18 protein-coding genes and 2 pseudogenes are annotated in these 15690 nt (G+C 56.3%); 5 read left to right on the forward strand and 15 right to left on the reverse strand.

What is annotated here, in order from left to right; genetic code table 11:
- Positions 1-143 precede the first annotated feature (143 nt).
- On the reverse strand, positions 144-686 hold the full coding sequence (locus tag EV102420_RS09000) for an SEN1982 family lipoprotein (protein WP_052512341.1): 543 nt from the start codon (positions 684-686) through the stop codon (positions 144-146).
- A complete protein-coding gene (locus EV102420_RS09005) occupies positions 686-1219 on the reverse strand; it encodes a carbapenem self-resistance protein CarG family protein (protein ID WP_052512342.1) in 534 nt (177 codons plus the stop codon). The genes EV102420_RS09000 and EV102420_RS09005 overlap by 1 nt, the downstream gene beginning before the upstream one ends.
- Positions 1220-1510: 291 nt before the next feature.
- On the opposite strand from EV102420_RS09005, the pseudogene EV102420_RS22885 reads away from it, so the two are divergent.
- The 4 genes and pseudogenes from EV102420_RS22885 to EV102420_RS09015 all read left to right on the forward strand — a co-directional run.
- Positions 1511-1630, forward strand: a pseudogene (locus EV102420_RS22885) (ISNCY-like element ISTde1 family transposase); the annotation flags it as partial.
- A gap of 14 nt (positions 1631-1644) precedes the next feature.
- Positions 1645-1803 (forward strand): annotated as a pseudogene (locus EV102420_RS22890) (ISNCY family transposase); the annotation flags it as partial.
- A gap of 35 nt (positions 1804-1838) precedes the next feature.
- A complete protein-coding gene (locus tag EV102420_RS09010) occupies positions 1839-2141 on the forward strand; it encodes a contact-dependent growth inhibition system immunity protein (protein WP_042391101.1) in 303 nt (100 codons plus the stop codon).
- Between the two features lie 159 nt (positions 2142-2300).
- On the forward strand, positions 2301-2606 hold the full coding sequence (locus EV102420_RS09015) for a hypothetical protein (RefSeq protein WP_042391103.1): 306 nt from the start codon (positions 2301-2303) through the stop codon (positions 2604-2606).
- Between the two features lie 12 nt (positions 2607-2618).
- Here the strand turns inward: EV102420_RS09015 and EV102420_RS09020 are convergent, their stop codons facing one another.
- The 5 genes from EV102420_RS09020 to EV102420_RS09040 all read right to left on the reverse strand — a co-directional run bounded on the left by EV102420_RS09020 (position 2619) and on the right by EV102420_RS09040 (position 7819).
- A complete protein-coding gene (locus EV102420_RS09020; RefSeq protein WP_042391105.1) occupies positions 2619-3752 on the reverse strand; it encodes an alpha-hydroxy acid oxidase in 1134 nt (377 codons plus the stop codon).
- A 17-nt stretch (positions 3753-3769) separates the two neighbouring features.
- The gene (locus EV102420_RS09025; RefSeq protein WP_042391106.1) at positions 3770-5020 is read right to left on the reverse strand and encodes a flavin-containing monooxygenase; all 1251 of its coding nucleotides are present in this window, start codon (positions 5018-5020) and stop codon (positions 3770-3772) included.
- Positions 5021-5047: 27 nt separating this feature from the next.
- Positions 5048-5866: an ABC transporter permease gene (locus tag EV102420_RS09030; protein ID WP_042391108.1), complete on the reverse strand. Its 819-nt coding sequence runs from the start codon at positions 5864-5866 to the stop codon at positions 5048-5050.
- A gap of 1 nt (position 5867) precedes the next feature.
- Complete coding sequence (locus EV102420_RS09035) at positions 5868-6722, reverse strand: ABC transporter permease (protein ID WP_042391111.1); 855 nt, start codon at positions 6720-6722, stop codon at positions 5868-5870.
- 65 nt (positions 6723-6787) lie between these two features.
- Positions 6788-7819 carry an ABC transporter substrate-binding protein gene (locus EV102420_RS09040; RefSeq protein WP_042391113.1) on the reverse strand — a complete coding sequence of 344 codons (1032 nt, stop codon included), beginning with the start codon at positions 7817-7819 and terminating at the stop codon, positions 6788-6790.
- 259 nt (positions 7820-8078) lie between these two features.
- On the opposite strand from EV102420_RS09040, the gene EV102420_RS09045 reads away from it, so the two are divergent.
- A complete protein-coding gene (locus EV102420_RS09045) occupies positions 8079-9041 on the forward strand; it encodes a LysR family transcriptional regulator (protein WP_042391115.1) in 963 nt (320 codons plus the stop codon).
- A gap of 35 nt (positions 9042-9076) precedes the next feature.
- Here EV102420_RS09045 and EV102420_RS09050 read toward each other — a convergent pair whose 3' ends face one another.
- The 8 genes from EV102420_RS09050 to EV102420_RS09085 all read right to left on the reverse strand — a co-directional run bounded on the left by EV102420_RS09050 (position 9077) and on the right by EV102420_RS09085 (position 15627).
- Positions 9077-10006: a 2-hydroxyacid dehydrogenase gene (locus tag EV102420_RS09050; protein ID WP_042391117.1), complete on the reverse strand. Its 930-nt coding sequence runs from the start codon at positions 10004-10006 to the stop codon at positions 9077-9079.
- Positions 10003-10452, reverse strand: a complete 450-nt coding sequence (locus EV102420_RS09055) for a type II 3-dehydroquinate dehydratase (protein WP_042391118.1) — start codon at positions 10450-10452, stop codon at positions 10003-10005. Before EV102420_RS09055 ends, EV102420_RS09050 begins: the two co-directional genes overlap by 4 nt.
- A 12-nt stretch (positions 10453-10464) precedes the next feature.
- The gene (locus tag EV102420_RS09060; RefSeq protein WP_077776512.1) at positions 10465-11079 is read right to left on the reverse strand and encodes a glutathione S-transferase; all 615 of its coding nucleotides are present in this window, start codon (positions 11077-11079) and stop codon (positions 10465-10467) included.
- Positions 11076-12074 carry an NAD(P)H-quinone oxidoreductase gene (locus EV102420_RS09065; protein ID WP_255211670.1) on the reverse strand — a complete coding sequence of 333 codons (999 nt, stop codon included), beginning with the start codon at positions 12072-12074 and terminating at the stop codon, positions 11076-11078. Before EV102420_RS09065 ends, EV102420_RS09060 begins: the two co-directional genes overlap by 4 nt.
- Complete coding sequence (locus EV102420_RS09070; RefSeq protein ID WP_042391119.1) at positions 12071-13219, reverse strand: ABC transporter ATP-binding protein; 1149 nt, start codon at positions 13217-13219, stop codon at positions 12071-12073. The genes EV102420_RS09065 and EV102420_RS09070 overlap by 4 nt, the downstream gene beginning before the upstream one ends.
- A 124-nt stretch (positions 13220-13343) precedes the next feature.
- Entirely contained in the window at positions 13344-14501 is a 1158-nt protein-coding gene (argE, locus tag EV102420_RS09075; protein ID WP_042391120.1) for an acetylornithine deacetylase, read from the reverse strand.
- Positions 14502-14515: 14 nt separating this feature from the next.
- Positions 14516-15190, reverse strand: a complete 675-nt coding sequence (locus tag EV102420_RS09080; RefSeq protein WP_042391121.1) for a DUF1028 domain-containing protein — start codon at positions 15188-15190, stop codon at positions 14516-14518.
- 2 nt (positions 15191-15192) lie between these two features.
- On the reverse strand, positions 15193-15627 hold the full coding sequence (locus EV102420_RS09085) for a RidA family protein (protein WP_042391122.1): 435 nt from the start codon (positions 15625-15627) through the stop codon (positions 15193-15195).
- Positions 15628-15690 lie beyond the last annotated feature (63 nt).

The raw sequence follows: 15690 nt of genomic DNA on the forward strand, positions 1-15690 counted from the left end.
TTTTTTCGAATAGCTTGTAATCTTTGCTGCAAGTAAAATACAACAGTAATCTTACTTTATCGCTTTAAATGCGCGGCACTGCCTTTGTGCATGATATTAAAAATTATTACTCAGGCCAAAATGAAAGGTAATTTATCACATCTTTAATAGAGTAAATCTATTTGTCCTGGTACATTGAGTAAACACACTTTACCTTGGCTATCATGTGAAAATTTAGCTATGTAACGTACTGATTCAACTCCAGTCACAAGGTTGTCAAGGTCGGTATTAGCAACGCGTACAGATTGATTTTTTGCCCAAGCGGGCAGAGCATGGATATAATAGGTAAACGTTACAAGAGTAATGCCACTCCTATCCTGCTGGGTTTTAAGTATTTTCCTCACCCGCATTGTTCCGTAGCAGAAATCATGCTTTTTACTAAATGATGTATAACCATATTGGGTTAAGTTCCAACTCTTTTTTCCCGCCTCGGCATGGGATGTTATTAATCCAGCATCAACAAGTGCCTCCATTTTTGCATTAATCCATCGGTCACTACCGAGCTTTATAGATACCGGCCAGTGATCCTCACCCAGACACAGAGGCTGTTGGTTTAGTGATTGTTCAATAAGTCTGCGATACAGGTTTTCCGAATTTGCCATGCAGTATGGCGCTATTAAAATTAGCAAAAGCCATGTCTTGCGCATCAACGAAACTTCTCCATAGCCAGCGTCTGAAAGGCATCATCGACACTGTTAAATATCTGCTCAGTGAGATAACTCCCTGCTGCTTCCCAGTAAAATGCGGACGTACCGGGATCATCATTATTTGCAGCCAGACTGTAACGGGAAAATTTCACTTTTGAACCGTCAGTGATATCGCCATTAGCAGCGTATTTCACCCCTCTTATTAGATAAACAATCCCGTTAAGCTGGTGTAGTTCTACGCCGTTTACCTTGAGAGCTGAGCCAGACAATCTGAAATCTGCCAGGATGAAACCCTCATCATCTGGAACCGGTACAATGAACCAACTTTTTCCAGTTTTAACAAAAACGGTAAGCGTTTCACTGGGGTGGGACGTATTATTGTCATAGGTAGCCATAAAGACTGTGTCAGCGGTACCATCATTGTTCAAATCGATGGTGTTAACACCGGTTTTAAGATGAACTCGGGTATTGTTCTGACAAAGAACAGAATTGCTAACCAAAAGCACCGTAATTAGAAGAAAAAATTTATTCATTTTGAAAGTGTTTTTACCAGTTTGAAGAACGCATAGGCATTGTATAGCTTGTACTGTACGTGTAGCAGTTTGTTAGCCTGGTTGTAGACATTAAGAACCGGAGAAACAGAAAGGGAAATTTTTTAATCAAAGTGATTTCCTGACTCAATAACAGCTAACTACGTTGGTGTGACCGAACTAATAATAGGAATGTAACAACTTAACTGATGCCAGGCTACCCCCTGAATTAGGGGCTTGGAAAAAGGGCCAGTCAATAACAAGCTTCCTATACTCAACATAACCCGCAAACGCTATGCAGACTTTAGACCGACGCTGGCGTGTGAGAAACTCGCAGAACTGCACGATGTTTACCTGTCAAAAGAGATTGTCCGTTCACTCATGCTCAAAGCCGGTCTCTGGAGCCCTCGCAAACTACGTGCGCCAAAATCTGGCATTATGCGGATGGGCGAAAAGAACCCCAATTGAACGGGACCGTTCTTCCCTACTCCATCTATGATCGTCTTCAGTAAATTGATCTGGGCGTTATCGTGGACAACAAGTGCCTCGGGCGTACACTTGAATTTATTAAACTGGTTCAGGACAAACCTTTCGTCCTCACTGCTTATCCGATGGGTTAATTATGAAAGACATCAACGTATTCGGGCTGGACAGCCTGATCGCACTTTATTTTGGACAGAATTATGATCTGTTCGGTAGCGGTGAAAGCGTGGAGGCTCAAATTGATGCCTGGATTGCTGACACGCCGCCAGCTTTACGGCATGGCTTGATAGGCGATATTGATCAGTTTACCGAGGAAAGCGACAACCTCGAAGAGGATTTTGAAAACCGTTATGGCGCGGAATTCTCTACGGAATTATGGGACACTACCCCAGTCGACTTTCTCAGCTTGTTGAAAAAAAAGGTGACCAGCTCCCTCTCTTAACACTTATGCAGGGACACAATGACTCCTACGTCTCTATCCAGTTGTGTAACGCCCGCCACCGGCACGACGCTGCCTGTAGGGTAATACTTGATCCTGACGGGCACCGTATAGGAGTATGTATACCGGATGAGTAAGATATGCTCATTTTAGGACTATGAGATGACGGATGACGAGTTAGACATTTTACTGAAAGATAAAACTGATTTTAATAAACGGTTGCGACTGATCGCATGTTTATACGGTTGTGAGGATGAACGCAGCGTACTGGCTCTGAAACATCTTGCAAAGCATGACTTCGTCTACGTTGTGCGTCGCTCTGCGTGGCAAGCACTCCAGGCGAAAGGCATTCTTATTCCAGAGCCCGTTGAACGACCGCGTTATGTAATCCTGTTAGAAAGATTCCTTGAGCGTGCTAAACGCATCTGCCAGAAGGTGGGTGATTTCTGCGTGGGCTGGAGTATCTGAACATAATACGCTCTACCTCAAGATCCCAGCATCAATCGATGCGACATGCGTCTTGCCGCAGAACGCCATCGACAAATCGAACTCATTACGAATGATGTTGAGCGCCATTGTGACGCCCTCCTCCCCCTGCGCCCCTAATCCATACAGCATGCTGCGCCCGATATAGGTTCCTTTTGCACCCAGCGCAATAGCCTTGAGCACATCCTGCCCGGAACGTATCCCGCCGTCGAAATGCACTTCAATGCGATCGCCTACCGCTGCGACAATCTCCGGCAATACGGTAATCGATGACGACACGCCATCCAGCTGACGCCCGCCGTGATTGGAGACGATCAGCGCATCCGCGCCCGCCTCCACCGCCAGACGCGCATCTTCTACGTCCATAATGCCTTTCACGACAAGCTTGCCGCCCCAGCGCTGCTTTATCCACTCAATATCCTGCCAGGAGAGCCGCGGGTCGAACTGCTGGGCCGTCCACTCCACCATCGCGTCGATATTATCCACGCCGCTGGCGTGGCCAATGATATTGCCGAAGTTACGATTGCGCGTGGCAAGCATACTGCGACACCAGCGCGGTTTGCCGGCAATATTAAGCAGGTTACGCAGCGTCATTTTTGGCGGTGTCGACAGGCCATTTTTGATGTCTTTATGGCGCTGACCAAACACCTGTAAGTCCATGGTGACGACCAACGCGCCGCAATTTGCGGCTTTTGCGCGGTCGATAAGGTTCCCGACGAACTGGCGATCGCGCATGACGTAAAGCTGGAACCAGAATGGATGGTAATCCGTCGCCTGCGCCACCGCTTCAATCGAACAAATACTCATCGTGGAGAGCGTAAAAGGAATGCCAAAATTTTTTGCCGCCCGCGCCGCAAGGATTTCACCATCAGGATGGATCATGCCGGTTAAGCCGGTGGGCGCAATGGCCACCGGCATCGCAACGGCCTGGCCGAGCATCACGCTGGCGGTGCTGCGCCCGGCAATATCGACCGCCACGCGCTGGCGAAACTCAAGGCGGTGTAAATCGGCTTCGTTGGCGCGATAGCTATATTCGGTCCATGAGCCTGCATCCACATAATCGTAAAACATTTTTGGCACCCGCTTACGCGCCAGCTGCCGTAACTCTTCGATGCAGGTTATGGTCATATCCGTTTCCCAATAAATTACGATTTAACGTAATCGGTATAGGCGTTCTGCAACGCAATGTGATCGGCAATATATTTAGCATCGTGCCAAACGCCGTAAATAAACGATGAGGCGCGATTGACGAGGTTCGGCAGGCCGATGAAATAAATGCCCCGCTCGGCGGAAATACCGCGCTTATGAAACGGCACCCCTTTCTCGTCGAATGCGTCAACCTGCAGCCAGCTGAAATCAAATTTAAAGCCGGTCGCCCAGATAATGGTCGTAATGCCCGCTGCGGCAATATCCAGCTGAGTAAGTGGATTGAGCAGGCACGCCGGATCGGGCAACAGCTCCCAGGCCTGCGGCTCCGGGGGCAGATCCAGCCCGTTGCGTTCAATGTAGGCGTCGGCATCGCGTAGTACGTCGAAGTAAGCTTTATCGCCCTCGGCGATATTCTCAGCCAAGCCTTCGGCGAAGCGCAGCACGCCGTTATCCCAACTTTTGGTAATGCCGACAAGCGTAATGCCCATATGCGCCAGCCGGCGGAAATCCACCGTTTTGCCGCCTTCATAGCCGCTCACCGCAAAGGCCACGTGCTCTTTCTTCGGCTTGATTTTAACTTCATCCCACAGGCCAAGCGCGCCGAGCCACCAGCAGTAATCACGGTTGCGATAAGCGCGCGGCGGACGGTAATGTTCCCCGACAGACAGATAAACCTCGCGCCCCGCTTTACGCAGCTCTTCGGCAATTTGCGTACCGGATGCCCCTGCCCCCACCACCATCACGCCGCCTGCGGGCAGCTGCTGCGGGTTTTTATAAACGGAGGAGTGGATCTGCTGCACCCCGGCGCTCTCTGGCACAATCTGCGGGAATGACGGCTTCTGGAAAGGACCCGTTGCGGCAACCACGTTGTCGGCTTCGAATTCACCGGCTGACGTCACCACTCTGAACCCGCTGCGCCCTGTCAGGCGCTCTACCTGATAGACCTCCACGCCGGTGCGTACGGGTGCCTTAAGCATCTTCACATAATCTTCGAAGTACTGCGCCATACGCTCTTTCGGCGGAAAGGCTTCCTGAGAGATATTGTCGAATTTAAGCGACGGGAAGCGGTCGTGCCAGGCGGGTCCGTTCGCCACCAGCGAATCCCAGCGCTCGGAGCGCCAGCGTTCAGCGATGCGGCTGCGCTCAAGAACAACGTGTGGCACGCCCATCAGCGCCAGATGTTCACTCATGGCAATACCGGCCTGACCGGCACCCACAATCACAGTATTGATTTTTTCTACTGACATGATAGATCCCTAAAAATTTAAATTTTATTAATGTCTGGCTTCAACGTTTAATACTTTGCCAAGCCCTAAAAATTTATTGGCGATAATTAACATCGTGGCGGTGACGGTAATATAAATAACTGACAGGGCCGCCAGCGTCGGGTCGGCAAATTCACGCACATAGTTATACATCGCCACCGGTAAGGTCTGCGTCGCCTGGGTGGTAATAAACAGCGATGCGGTAAACTCATTAAAGGAAAGAATGGCGGCAAACAGCCAGCCGCCGAACAGGCCCGGTAAAATCAGTGGCACGGTGATGGTCATTACGACGCGCAGCGGCGATGCGCCAAGGCTTGCCGCCGCCAGCTCAATACGCTGTTCGAGGTTTTTTAGCGACACGTACACGCTACGCAGCACAAACGGCAGCACCAGCACGACGTGGCAGAAGATCACCAGCGGATAGCCGCGCCCGAGGTTGAGCTGTGACACCAGCATCAGCAGGCCCAGACCAATAGTGAAATGCGGGATAAACAGAGGCGACAGCAGAATGCCTTCCAGCACCTGCTTGCACGGGAATGAGTAGCGCTCAATGGCAATCGCCAGCGCGGCGCCCACGATCACCGCCAGCGACGATGCCCATGCGGTGACAATCAGCCCGGACCAGAAGCCGTGACGAAAATCATCGTAACTCACCGCCCGTTCGAACCAGCGCAGCGACCAGCCTTTCGGCGGGAAGAACAGCACCGAGGTGCTGCTAAACGAGGAGATAAACACCACGATGGTTGGCAGCAGCACAAAGATAAGAATAGCGGCGACCAGCAGGCGGCCCGCCAGCGTCATCAGTTTGTCGTTCATCGAACGGGTCATATTAATGCTCTCCCATCGCGTGCAGGAATCGGGTCATGCGTTTCAGCGCCATCAATAACAGGATGGTCAGGATCAAACCGGCAATGCTTAACGCGGCGGCAAACGGGAAGTTCATCGACGAGAAACCCAACTGGTAGACCATGGTCGCCACGGTGCTGACGCGTCCGCCGCCAATCAGCTGCGGCGTGGCGAAGGCGCTAAAGGTCCAGGCGAACGCGGTGGTCAGGCTGGCGACAATGCCGGGGATAGAGAGCGGGATGGTCACTGTCAGCAAGGTGCGGAGCGGGCCTGCCCCGAGACTGGTGGCGGCTTTCTCATAATCGGGGTTAATGTGCGACAGCGCGGTGGCCAGCATCAGCACCATGATCGGCATGGTGACATGCACCAGAGCTACCACCACGCCAGTTTGCGTAAACATAAACTGGATAGGTGCTGAGATGACGCCCATCGCCAGCAGCAGGCTATTCAGGAAACCGCTGTTGCCCAACACGATGATCCATGAATAGGTGCGCACCACTTCGCCGAGAAACAGCGGCGTAATCGCGATAATCAGAATAGTGGATTTGATCCACGTGGTGCGGGTGCGAACCAGCGCGTACGCCAGCGGATAACTCATCAGCAGGCCAAAAATAGCGGTTTTGGCGCTAAGCATGACCGTGTTGATAAAGGCATCGGCATAAATGCTTTTAAACAGGCCGTTAAAGTTCGCCAGCGTAAATCCGCCCACGTCGAGCGAACCGGGAATATAGGCGCGCACGCTATACTGCATCACCGCGAACATCGCGATAACCAGCCCAAACGCGGTCAGCGTGGCGGGAATAATGAACCAGGGTAAGAATGTCGGTTTTCTCGTCATAGACGTTGCTGCCTGAGTAGTGTGTTGCCGGTAGAAACGGGGCGGCCCGCAAGCCGCCAGGGCAATCAATGAGACATGATGTTTTCAGAGAACCACTGACGCCACGCTGCGGTCTTCTCGGCGCGCAGCTGCGGATCGGTATTGATGGTGGCGTTCCACTGCTCCGGCGTGGTCAACATGCCCGGCAGTTTCGCCAGCTCGGGATCGATATGGGCGTTCGTCACCGTTGGGCTGCCGTGATAAATCTTCGCCACCTGCTGCTGGATCTCCGGCTTCAGGGCGATATTGATGAACTTATACGCGAGGTCGGCCTTGCGGGTGCCTTTGTTAATGCCAACGGTATCGACGCCCAGAACCGCGCCCTCTTTTGGCATCACCAGCTTGATGTTCACCCCTTCGGCAATCATGTGGTAGGCGTTCATTGACAGCATCACCTGCACGGGCGTTTCGCCGGTGGAGATCAGTTGCTGGCTATTGGCGTCATCGGTATAGAAGGATTTGATGTTCGGGATCAGCGCTTTCAACTTCGCCTGGCCCTGCTCCCAGTGCGCCGCATCGGTGCCGGAGAGTTTGGCGGAAACCGCAATGATATGGCTCGGATCCCAGTCAGGCAGCGCCAGCGTCCCTTTCAGCTCAGGCTTCCACAGATCGTTCCAGCTCTCAAAGGTTTCGCCCTTCGCCACCATGTCTGGACGATAGCCGATAGTGTAAACGTAGCCCCATACGCCGAGGTGATAAGGGCTGACTTTCGCCTGCTGCACCAGGTTCGCCGCGTTCGGGATTTTGCTCATATCGAGTTGTTCAAACAGGCCAGAGTTAGCGTACAGATAGCCCACATGCGCCGTCGTAAAGGTCACGTCCGTTTCCGGCGAGCCGCCTGCCAGTTTGGCTTTGTTCAGACGATCGATGGTGCCGCCCGTAACAAACTGCACTTCCACGCCGGTCTCTTTGGTAAATTCTTTGGCGATGGTCTCATCAATCAGATCTTTAAAACCGCCGCCCCACGTGCTGACAATCAGCTTATCAGCGGCCATCGCATGACCTGCGGTCAACACGCTCGTGGTCAACAACGTTAAGGCACAAATCTTACGCAACATATTCTCATCCCCAATGCATGAAATGGCTGTTGTAGCAATCTGAAACCCGGCGCGCCAACGCGGTGCGAACGGTGTTCCTTGGTGTGAAATCACTATGCCGATACGAGCCGATTCGGTAAAACAGCCTTTTCCTCGTCTTTGCGTCAGGATTTCTGACGCAAAAAAAATGGCCCTGTTTTGGCATGAGAAATGCAAGAAACCTGCACTATTAGAATGACTGCCGCCACATGAGGGCGTCAGCGATCTCAGGAGAACCTGCATGCTCAGTCGCATCACCCAGCGTCAGCTGGAATATTTTGTCGCATCCGGAGAGGCGGGCAGCATCATCGGCGCATCGGAACGCATCCACGTCTCATCCCCGTCGATCTCTGCCGCGATCACCCACATTGAATCTGAACTGGGCGTCCAGCTGTTCGTGCGGCATCACGCGCAGGGGGTATCGCTGACCGCCATCGGTCATCAGGTACTGAAGGAGGCGAAGCTCATTCTGGAGCAGATGGTGAACCTCTATACCATTGCGTCGGAATCCATGAACAATGTGCGCGGCCCGCTGCGCGTGGGCTGTCTGGATACGCTGGCACCCATGCTGACGCCGGAACTGGTGTTCGGCTTTGGCCGCGCGTTTCCGGGGGTGCGCATTACGCTCGTGGAAGGTCACCATGAACAGCTGCTGAAACAGCTGCGCACTGCCGATATCGACATCGCCCTGACTTACGATTTAGTCCCGGCTAACGACATTGCGTTCACCTCGCTGGCGCAGCTGCCGCCGTATGTGATGGTGGGTGAACATCATCCGCTGGCGACGCAATCAGCGGTGACGATCCAGGATCTGGCGACAATGCCGATGGTGCTGCTGGATATGCCGTGGAGCCGCGAATATTTCCTCGGGCTATTTAGCGAGGCGGGCGTCACGCCGAACGTAGTCATGCGCTCCGGCAACATGGAGGTGGTGCGCGCGATGGTGGCCAACGGCGTCGGGTTTGGTATCGCTAACGTGCGGCCGAAAGCGCATCTCTCCCAGGATGGCAAACGCCTGATTCGCGTGCGGCTGGCGGGGGTGAACAGGCCGATGCAGCTGGGTTACGCCACCGTGGCCCACACCCAGCACTCTATGGTGGTGAACGCTTTCGCCGAGCGCTGCCGCATGTTTATCTCCGACCAGTACATTCCCGGCATGGCAGCGCCCAGCTACTTTGACCCGCAGGTGGTGCGGGTGGCGTGACAGCGTCACCTCTCGTTTCGGCGCGGGTATAACGATTAATACCCGCGAGCCGGGAACACCTGATTGGTAACCGGCTCACCGCGTGCGGCGCGCTGGATGTTCTCTGCGACCTGCTGTGCGGCGCTGGCGGGAATGGCGACAGACGCCAGATGCGGGGTGATCAGCACGTTTTCCATACGCCACAGCGGATCGCCTGGCGGCAGCGGTTCGCGGTCAAACACATCCAGCGTGGCTTCTGCAATCCGCCCGGTGCGTAACGCATCTGTCAGCGCCGCCTGGTCGACAATCGCCCCGCGCGATACATTGATGAACGCCGCGCCTGCCGGCAGGCATGCCAGCCGTTCTGCGCTAAGCAACCCAGCCGTGTGCGGCGTAAGAGGCAGCATCATCACTAAAATGTCGCTCTGGCTGAGAAAATCATTCAGCGACGCCAGTCCGCTGCTACAGCGAACCCCCGCTATCGCTTTTTGCGAACGCGACCAGCCGCGCACGTCGAAACCCTGTCGCGCCAGCTCCTGCGCCGCATACCCGCCCAACTCCCCCAGTCCCAGCACGCCGACACGGACGCTGGAGGGCGTGCGCGGATGCAAATAGTGCCAGCGCTGTTCACGCTGTGCACGCTCGAACGCCGGAATATCGCGGGCGTAACGCAGCACCGCAAAAAGCACATAACCGGCCATCATGCGCGCCATATCAGGGTCAGACAGGCGAATGATCGGGATATCAGGCAGATCGTCACGCCCGACCAGAGAGTCGACGCCCGCGCCAAGATTCACCAGCAGCTTGAGATTACGGTATGGCGCAAAGAAACCATGCGGCGGTTTCCATGCCAGTGCATAGTGCACGTCATCAGGATTTTGCACCGTTTCGGCGCGGCAAATCGTCACGCCGGGCAAATAGGGTGCAAGTAAAGCTGACCACTCGTCGAAGCTGTCAAATTCGCTGTAAAACACAAGGGTGCTCATGCGACGCGGGCCTCCATCAGGTTGACCACCGCATCAATCGCCAGCTCGTACCCCATCGCGCCCAGCCCGGCGATCACGCCGGTTGCCGCTTTCGACACCATGGAGTGATGACGGAACGGCTCGCGCTTCCAGATGTTGCTCATATGCGCTTCGATGATCGGGCCGTCAAACATCAGCAGCGCATCAAGGATCGGCACGGAGGTGTAGGTCAACCCCGCCGCGTTGATAATCAATCCCGCCGCGCTCTGTCGCGCCTCCTGAATCCAGTCAACCAGCACGCCTTCATGGTTGCTCTGGCGAAAATGCACGATCACCCCGTGCGATTCGGCGCGACGCTGACAGCGTTCGCCGATGCTGACAAAACTTTCGCTGCCGTAGGTGCCGTTTTTATCCAGCCCATACAAATTGGCGTTCGGCCCGTTGAGAAAATAGATCTGCTGAGACATGCAAGCTCCTGATTAAACGTGCGGACGCGTAGCGACCATCGCCGGATGCGCATCGAAAACGGCGAACCATGCGGCGGTCAACGGGTGGTCATCGCGCCAGTTGAGTTCGGCGAAGCGGAAATCGAGATACCCCAGCGCGCAACCGATGGCAATCAGACCGATATCGTGGGGACGATCGCTAAAACCGCTGGCCTGATGCTCTATTTCCGCCAGTGCGGCGGCAACTTTTTTCAGCTGCGCGTCGGCCCAGCTCCGCCACTGTTTCTCAGGCGGGCGAGCGCTGTATTCATAGCGTGCCAGCAACGCCGCATCGATAATGCCATCGCCCAACGCCTGACGCGCAAGGCTCTGCCAGCGCGCATCTTCCTCTTGCGGGAATAAACCGCCCTGCGCGCGTGCGTTGAGGTATTCGCAAATGACCCGGCTGTCGTAGAGAGAGATCCCGCTTTCGGTACGTAGCGCCGGGACTTTAGCCAGCGGATTAAAGGCGGCGATACGTTCGTCGCGCTCAATGGGATGCGCAGCGGAATCCAGCCGGTGTATCTCCTCAGCAAGACCCAATACCGTCGCGCACACCATCACTTTACGGACGTAAGCGGAGGTCGCGGCGAAATAGAGTTGCATCATGACGCCACCGCCAGCAGCACTTTGCCGATGTTGGCATTGGCCTCCAGAATGCGATGCGCGTCTGCGGCCTGCGCTAACGGCAGGGTTTGATAAACCACCGGCGCGATTTTGCCGGCGGCGATGAGCGGCAGGAGATGTTTGCTGATGCACTGCGCCAGCCGTGCTTTCTCGGCGGCGCTCTTTGGACGCAGCGTTGAGGAGGTGAGGATCAGCCCTTTCCGCATCACCTGTTGCAGGTCGAGTTCAATCTTCGCACCCTGCATAAACGACAGGCTGACATGACGTCCGCCCGATGCTAACACGCTCAGGTTACGCGCAACGTAATCGCCGCCAACGTTATCCAGCACCACATCCACGCCGCGCCCCTGAGTTTCCTCAAGGATAACCGCGACGAAATCTTCGCTGTGGCGATCAATGGCGCGCCAGACGCCGAGCCGTCGCAGCGCGGCGACCTTTTCAGCGCCGCCTGCCGTCGCCACGACCCGCGCCCCGCACGCCTGCGCGCATTGAATGGCGAACGTCCCCACGCCGCTGGCCGCGCCGTGGATCAGCACGGTTTCGCCTGGCTGCAAACGCCCCAGTTCAAACAGGTTATGCCACACGGTAAACGCCGCTTCCGGCACGCCTGCCGCTTGGGTGAGAGGCAGATTTTCCGGCACGGGTAAACAGAGTTCGGCGCGCGCCACGCAATACCCGGCATAGCCCCCGCCGTTGAGCAGCGCCATGACCGGCGCGCCGGGCACGAGGGAGTCAACGCCCGCGCCCAACGCCGCAACGGTGCCGGAGACTTCCAGCCCCAGCACATCGGTGACGCCCGGCGGCAACGGCATGCCGTTGCGCTGTAAGATATCGGGACGGTTCACGCCCGCACTGGCGACACGGATCACGATTTCGCCCGGCCCAGGCTGCGGCACGTTGCGCTCTACTTGGGCCAACACCTCAGGGCCGCCCGGCTGGCGGGCGATGATAGCGTTCATCATTTCAGGTATCATCATCCCTGTTTCGCCGCGCTAAACGCGCATACGCCTTCATCATCAACGCTCACGCCCACCAGGCTGCCGATGGGCCAGCGCGTCAGCGCATTCAACCCGGACTGGCGCGCAAACAGCGAGGCGCTGCCAAGTGCCGGGACATCAAGATGCACATCCACATGATCGCCCTGAAAGACATGGGCGATCACCGTGGCGCTGAACAGCGAATGCGGGCCAAGCGGTGCCAGCTGCAGGTTTTCCGGCCGCACGTAGACATCAAGGCGTTCGCCCATCGTGGCATGCACACGTTCCGCCGGCAGGCGCAGCCTGTTGCCGCCTAACTCCAGCATCGCCGCGCCGTCACGACCGACATAGCGCCCTGGCAGAATATTCACATCGCCCACAAATCCTGCGACAAACGGATCCAGCGGACGACGATAGATCTCATCCGGCGTGCCAATCTGGCGTACATGTCCTGCCGACATCACCACCACGCGGTCGCTCATGCTCAGCGCTTCACCCTGATCGTGCGTCACAAACACCGTGGTGACGCCAAGCTTGCGTTGAATCGCCTTCAGCTCTACCTGCATCGACAGACGCAGGTTTTTATCCAGCGCCGAGAAAGGCTCATCCAGCAGCAATACTTTGGGGCGGATGACCAGCGCTCGCGCCAGCGCCACACGCTGCTGCTGGCCGCCTGAGAGTTCACGCGGCTTGCGATGACCGTAACCGGACAGCTTCACCAGCGCCAGCGCCTGCTCAACGCGCTCGACGATTTCAGCTTTTGGCACACCGCGCATACGCAGGCCGTAGCCGACATTTTTTTCCACCGTCATATGCGGGAACAGGGCGTAGTTCTGAAACACAATGCCGATTTCACGCTGGTACGGCGGTATCTCAGTAACCAAATCGCCATCAATAAAGATTTCGCCGCCATCCGCCTCGGCGAAACCCGCCATCAGGTTCAGCAGCGTGGTTTTGCCGCAGCCGGAGGGGCCGAGCAGCGTAATAAATTCCCCTTCTTCTATCGTCAGGGAAATTTTGTGTAGGGCGATGGCGTCGCCAAAGCGTTTCAGGACACCGTCAAGCTGTACGGCGATAGGGGCTTTGTTGGCGACGGGGTGCAGCGTTTCGGGCTGCGGGAATGTGGTGACTTCGGCACTTACCATGGACTCTCCAGAAACGGGCTATCAGATGCGTGTCACCAGCATACGGGTTAAGCGCGCATCACGCGGTTAGTGCTTCCTGAAGCTGGCGTTTGGAAAAGGTAAAGCAGAGAAAAAGGTGACAATGTCACCTTTTTTGACACATCCATGCGGCAAGACGGCGCAGCATGGCATCGCAGGCGGCGAGCTGTTCAACAGTGACAAACTCATCGGGCTTATGGCCCTGCGCCATACTGCCCGGCCCGCAGATCACGCTGGGAATGCCAGCCTGATGGAACAGTCCGCCCTCCGTACCGAATGCTACGGTGCTAAAGGCGTCAGAACCGGTGAGATGAGCAATCAGCCGCGCGGCGGCGCTGTGCGCTGCGGTATCCAAACCGGGATAGCCGCTGATGGGATAAAAGCGAATGGCGGCGTCGGCATTGACGGCGCGCATATGCGGCAGCAGCTCCCGCTGCGCGTAACGCTCCAGCGCCTGCGTCACCTGCTGCGCGTCATCCTGCGGCAACGTGCGCACTTCGAAGTCAAACGTACAGTCGGCAGGCACGATATTCAGCGCCCGACCGCCCTGGATCACGCCGGTTTGCACCGTAGTGAACGGCGGATCGAAACGCGGATCCTGACGTTCCGGCGCGGCCAGTTGCTGGCCTATCACCGTAAGGCGGTGAATCAGCTTTGCGGCGTATTCAATGGCATTGACCCCCTGCGGCGCATAGGCCGAATGGCAGGCCGCGCCCTGCACTTCGCAGCGAACCCCGAGCTTGCCTTTATGGCCGAGCACCGGCTGTAGCTCGGTGGGTTCGCCAATGAGGCAGATATCGGGCTTGTCCAAGCGGCTCGCCAGCGCATCCAGCAGGGTGCGCACGCCCAGGCACCCCACTTCCTCATCATAGGAGATCGCCAGATGCAGCGGCTGCACCAGCGGCTCTGCAAGAAAATGCGGCACCGCCGCCAGCATGCAGGCGATAAAGCCTTTCATGTCCGCCGTGCCGCGGCCATACAGCTTGCCGTCTCGCTCAGTCAGCGCAAACGGCGGGACGCTCCAGTTCTGCCCGTCCACCGGCACCACATCGCTGTGGCCGGAGAGCATCACGCCGCCGCTGCCTGCCGAGCCAAGCCGCGCATAGAGATTGGCTTTGCTGCGCTCGGCATTATGAATCAGCTCACAGTGGACGCCGAGATCGGTTAAGTAGCGCCAGACAAAGTCGATCAGCGCCAGGTTAGATTCGCGGCTGGTGGTGTCAAACGCCACCAGCTGCTCCAGCAGTTTGCGACTGGTTATCATCGCCTCTCCTTGCGTTATTCGTCGCCCGGCACGCCGTAGCCAGGCGCGCTGCGGGGATCGAGCGCGCGCGTGATATAGTCCTGCATCTGCGGCTTATACGCCTGCCAGAGCTGATTGAGCTCCTCTATGGGATCGCCGTCCGTCCAGTCGACACGTAAATCGACAACCGGCCAGACGGGCGCATCCACAATCGACAGTGCCGCTGAATGTACAGGCCCTGCCTCTCCGCCCGCGTTCATACCCGCCTGCATCGCGGCGATGAGCCTGTCGGCAAGATCGCCTGAGCGTTGTTCGAAGGCGTTGACCATCGCGATAATGACATCCGAATTCGCCAGCAGATTGCCCGCCGCCACGCAGTTTTCGCCGCTCAGGGCGTTGTTAACACCGAGCGTCTTTTCGCCGCTATAAAACGCGCTTTGTCCGTCGGCCGTCAGCACCGTAACCTGCCGATAGATGGCGTAATCATCGGTGTCGAGCCCGGCTTTTAGCGCGCTGTCGACAGCATCGCCCTGCTCCAGCCGGTCAAGAATGCGCGGTCCGAGCGCCGGTAACGTGATGTTTTGGGTTGATACCGCGCCGACCTGGCTGCGCAGCCAGGGGCAACGCGCGCCCACCGCGATGCTGGACGAGCTGATGGCGATGCCCATCTGGCCGGTTTGCGCGCAGCGGCCAATAATCGATAAGGTCATGATTATGCCCCCGCCTGCGGCTGCCAGTCGTCCGGGATCACGGCGATAACATCAATCTCCATCAGCCACTGCGGCTGACCCAGCCCAGAAATAACCAGTCCGGTAGAGATAGGAAATACGCCTTTCAGCCACTTGCCGACGACCTGATAGACCGGCTCACGATAGCGGGGATCGATGATATAGGTGGTGGTTTTAACGATGTGCGACAGATCGCTGCCCGCTTCTTCCAGCAGCTGTTTCACGTTTTTCATCGCCTGTTCGGCCTGTGCGGCCGGGTCACCAAGCCCCACCAGATTGCCGTCGAAGTCGGTACCAATCTGGCCGCGGACGTAAACGGTATTGCCTGCGCGAACGGCCTGACAAAGATCGTTGTCCAGCGACTGGTTCGGGTAGGTCTCTTTCGTATTGAATTTGCGAATGCGGGTATGTGTGCTCATGTTTGCCTGCTGAGAAAAGGGATTCCCAGCAAGGTATACATTCTCGGGCGTTACAAACAAAAC

Origin of the sequence: Pseudescherichia vulneris NBRC 102420 (assembly GCF_000759795.1) — a bacterium.
In the GTDB taxonomy this organism is placed as follows: domain Bacteria; phylum Pseudomonadota; class Gammaproteobacteria; order Enterobacterales; family Enterobacteriaceae; genus Pseudescherichia; species Pseudescherichia vulneris.

Coding starts and splice junctions, on each gene's coding strand:
- EV102420_RS09000 (WP_052512341.1), bottom strand. CDS start 686: ATGCGCAAGACATGGCTTTTGCTAATTTTAATAGCGCCATACTGCATG.
- EV102420_RS09005 (WP_052512342.1), bottom strand. CDS start 1,219: ATGAATAAATTTTTTCTTCTAATTACGGTGCTTTTGGTTAGCAATTCT.
- EV102420_RS09010 (WP_042391101.1), top strand. CDS start 1,839: ATGAAAGACATCAACGTATTCGGGCTGGACAGCCTGATCGCACTTTAT.
- EV102420_RS09015 (WP_042391103.1), top strand. CDS start 2,301: ATGACGGATGACGAGTTAGACATTTTACTGAAAGATAAAACTGATTTT.
- EV102420_RS09020 (WP_042391105.1), bottom strand. CDS start 3,752: ATGACCATAACCTGCATCGAAGAGTTACGGCAGCTGGCGCGTAAGCGG.
- EV102420_RS09025 (WP_042391106.1), bottom strand. CDS start 5,020: ATGTCAGTAGAAAAAATCAATACTGTGATTGTGGGTGCCGGTCAGGCC.
- EV102420_RS09030 (WP_042391108.1), bottom strand. CDS start 5,866: ATGACCCGTTCGATGAACGACAAACTGATGACGCTGGCGGGCCGCCTG.
- EV102420_RS09035 (WP_042391111.1), bottom strand. CDS start 6,722: ATGACGAGAAAACCGACATTCTTACCCTGGTTCATTATTCCCGCCACG.
- EV102420_RS09040 (WP_042391113.1), bottom strand. CDS start 7,819: ATGTTGCGTAAGATTTGTGCCTTAACGTTGTTGACCACGAGCGTGTTG.
- EV102420_RS09045 (WP_042391115.1), top strand. CDS start 8,079: ATGCTCAGTCGCATCACCCAGCGTCAGCTGGAATATTTTGTCGCATCC.
- EV102420_RS09050 (WP_042391117.1), bottom strand. CDS start 10,006: ATGAGCACCCTTGTGTTTTACAGCGAATTTGACAGCTTCGACGAGTGG.
- EV102420_RS09055 (WP_042391118.1), bottom strand. CDS start 10,452: ATGTCTCAGCAGATCTATTTTCTCAACGGGCCGAACGCCAATTTGTAT.
- EV102420_RS09060 (WP_077776512.1), bottom strand. CDS start 11,079: ATGATGCAACTCTATTTCGCCGCGACCTCCGCTTACGTCCGTAAAGTG.
- EV102420_RS09065 (WP_255211670.1), bottom strand. CDS start 12,074: ATGATGATACCTGAAATGATGAACGCTATCATCGCCCGCCAGCCGGGC.
- EV102420_RS09070 (WP_042391119.1), bottom strand. CDS start 13,219: ATGGTAAGTGCCGAAGTCACCACATTCCCGCAGCCCGAAACGCTGCAC.
- argE (WP_042391120.1), bottom strand. CDS start 14,501: ATGATAACCAGTCGCAAACTGCTGGAGCAGCTGGTGGCGTTTGACACC.
- EV102420_RS09080 (WP_042391121.1), bottom strand. CDS start 15,190: ATGACCTTATCGATTATTGGCCGCTGCGCGCAAACCGGCCAGATGGGC.
- EV102420_RS09085 (WP_042391122.1), bottom strand. CDS start 15,627: ATGAGCACACATACCCGCATTCGCAAATTCAATACGAAAGAGACCTAC.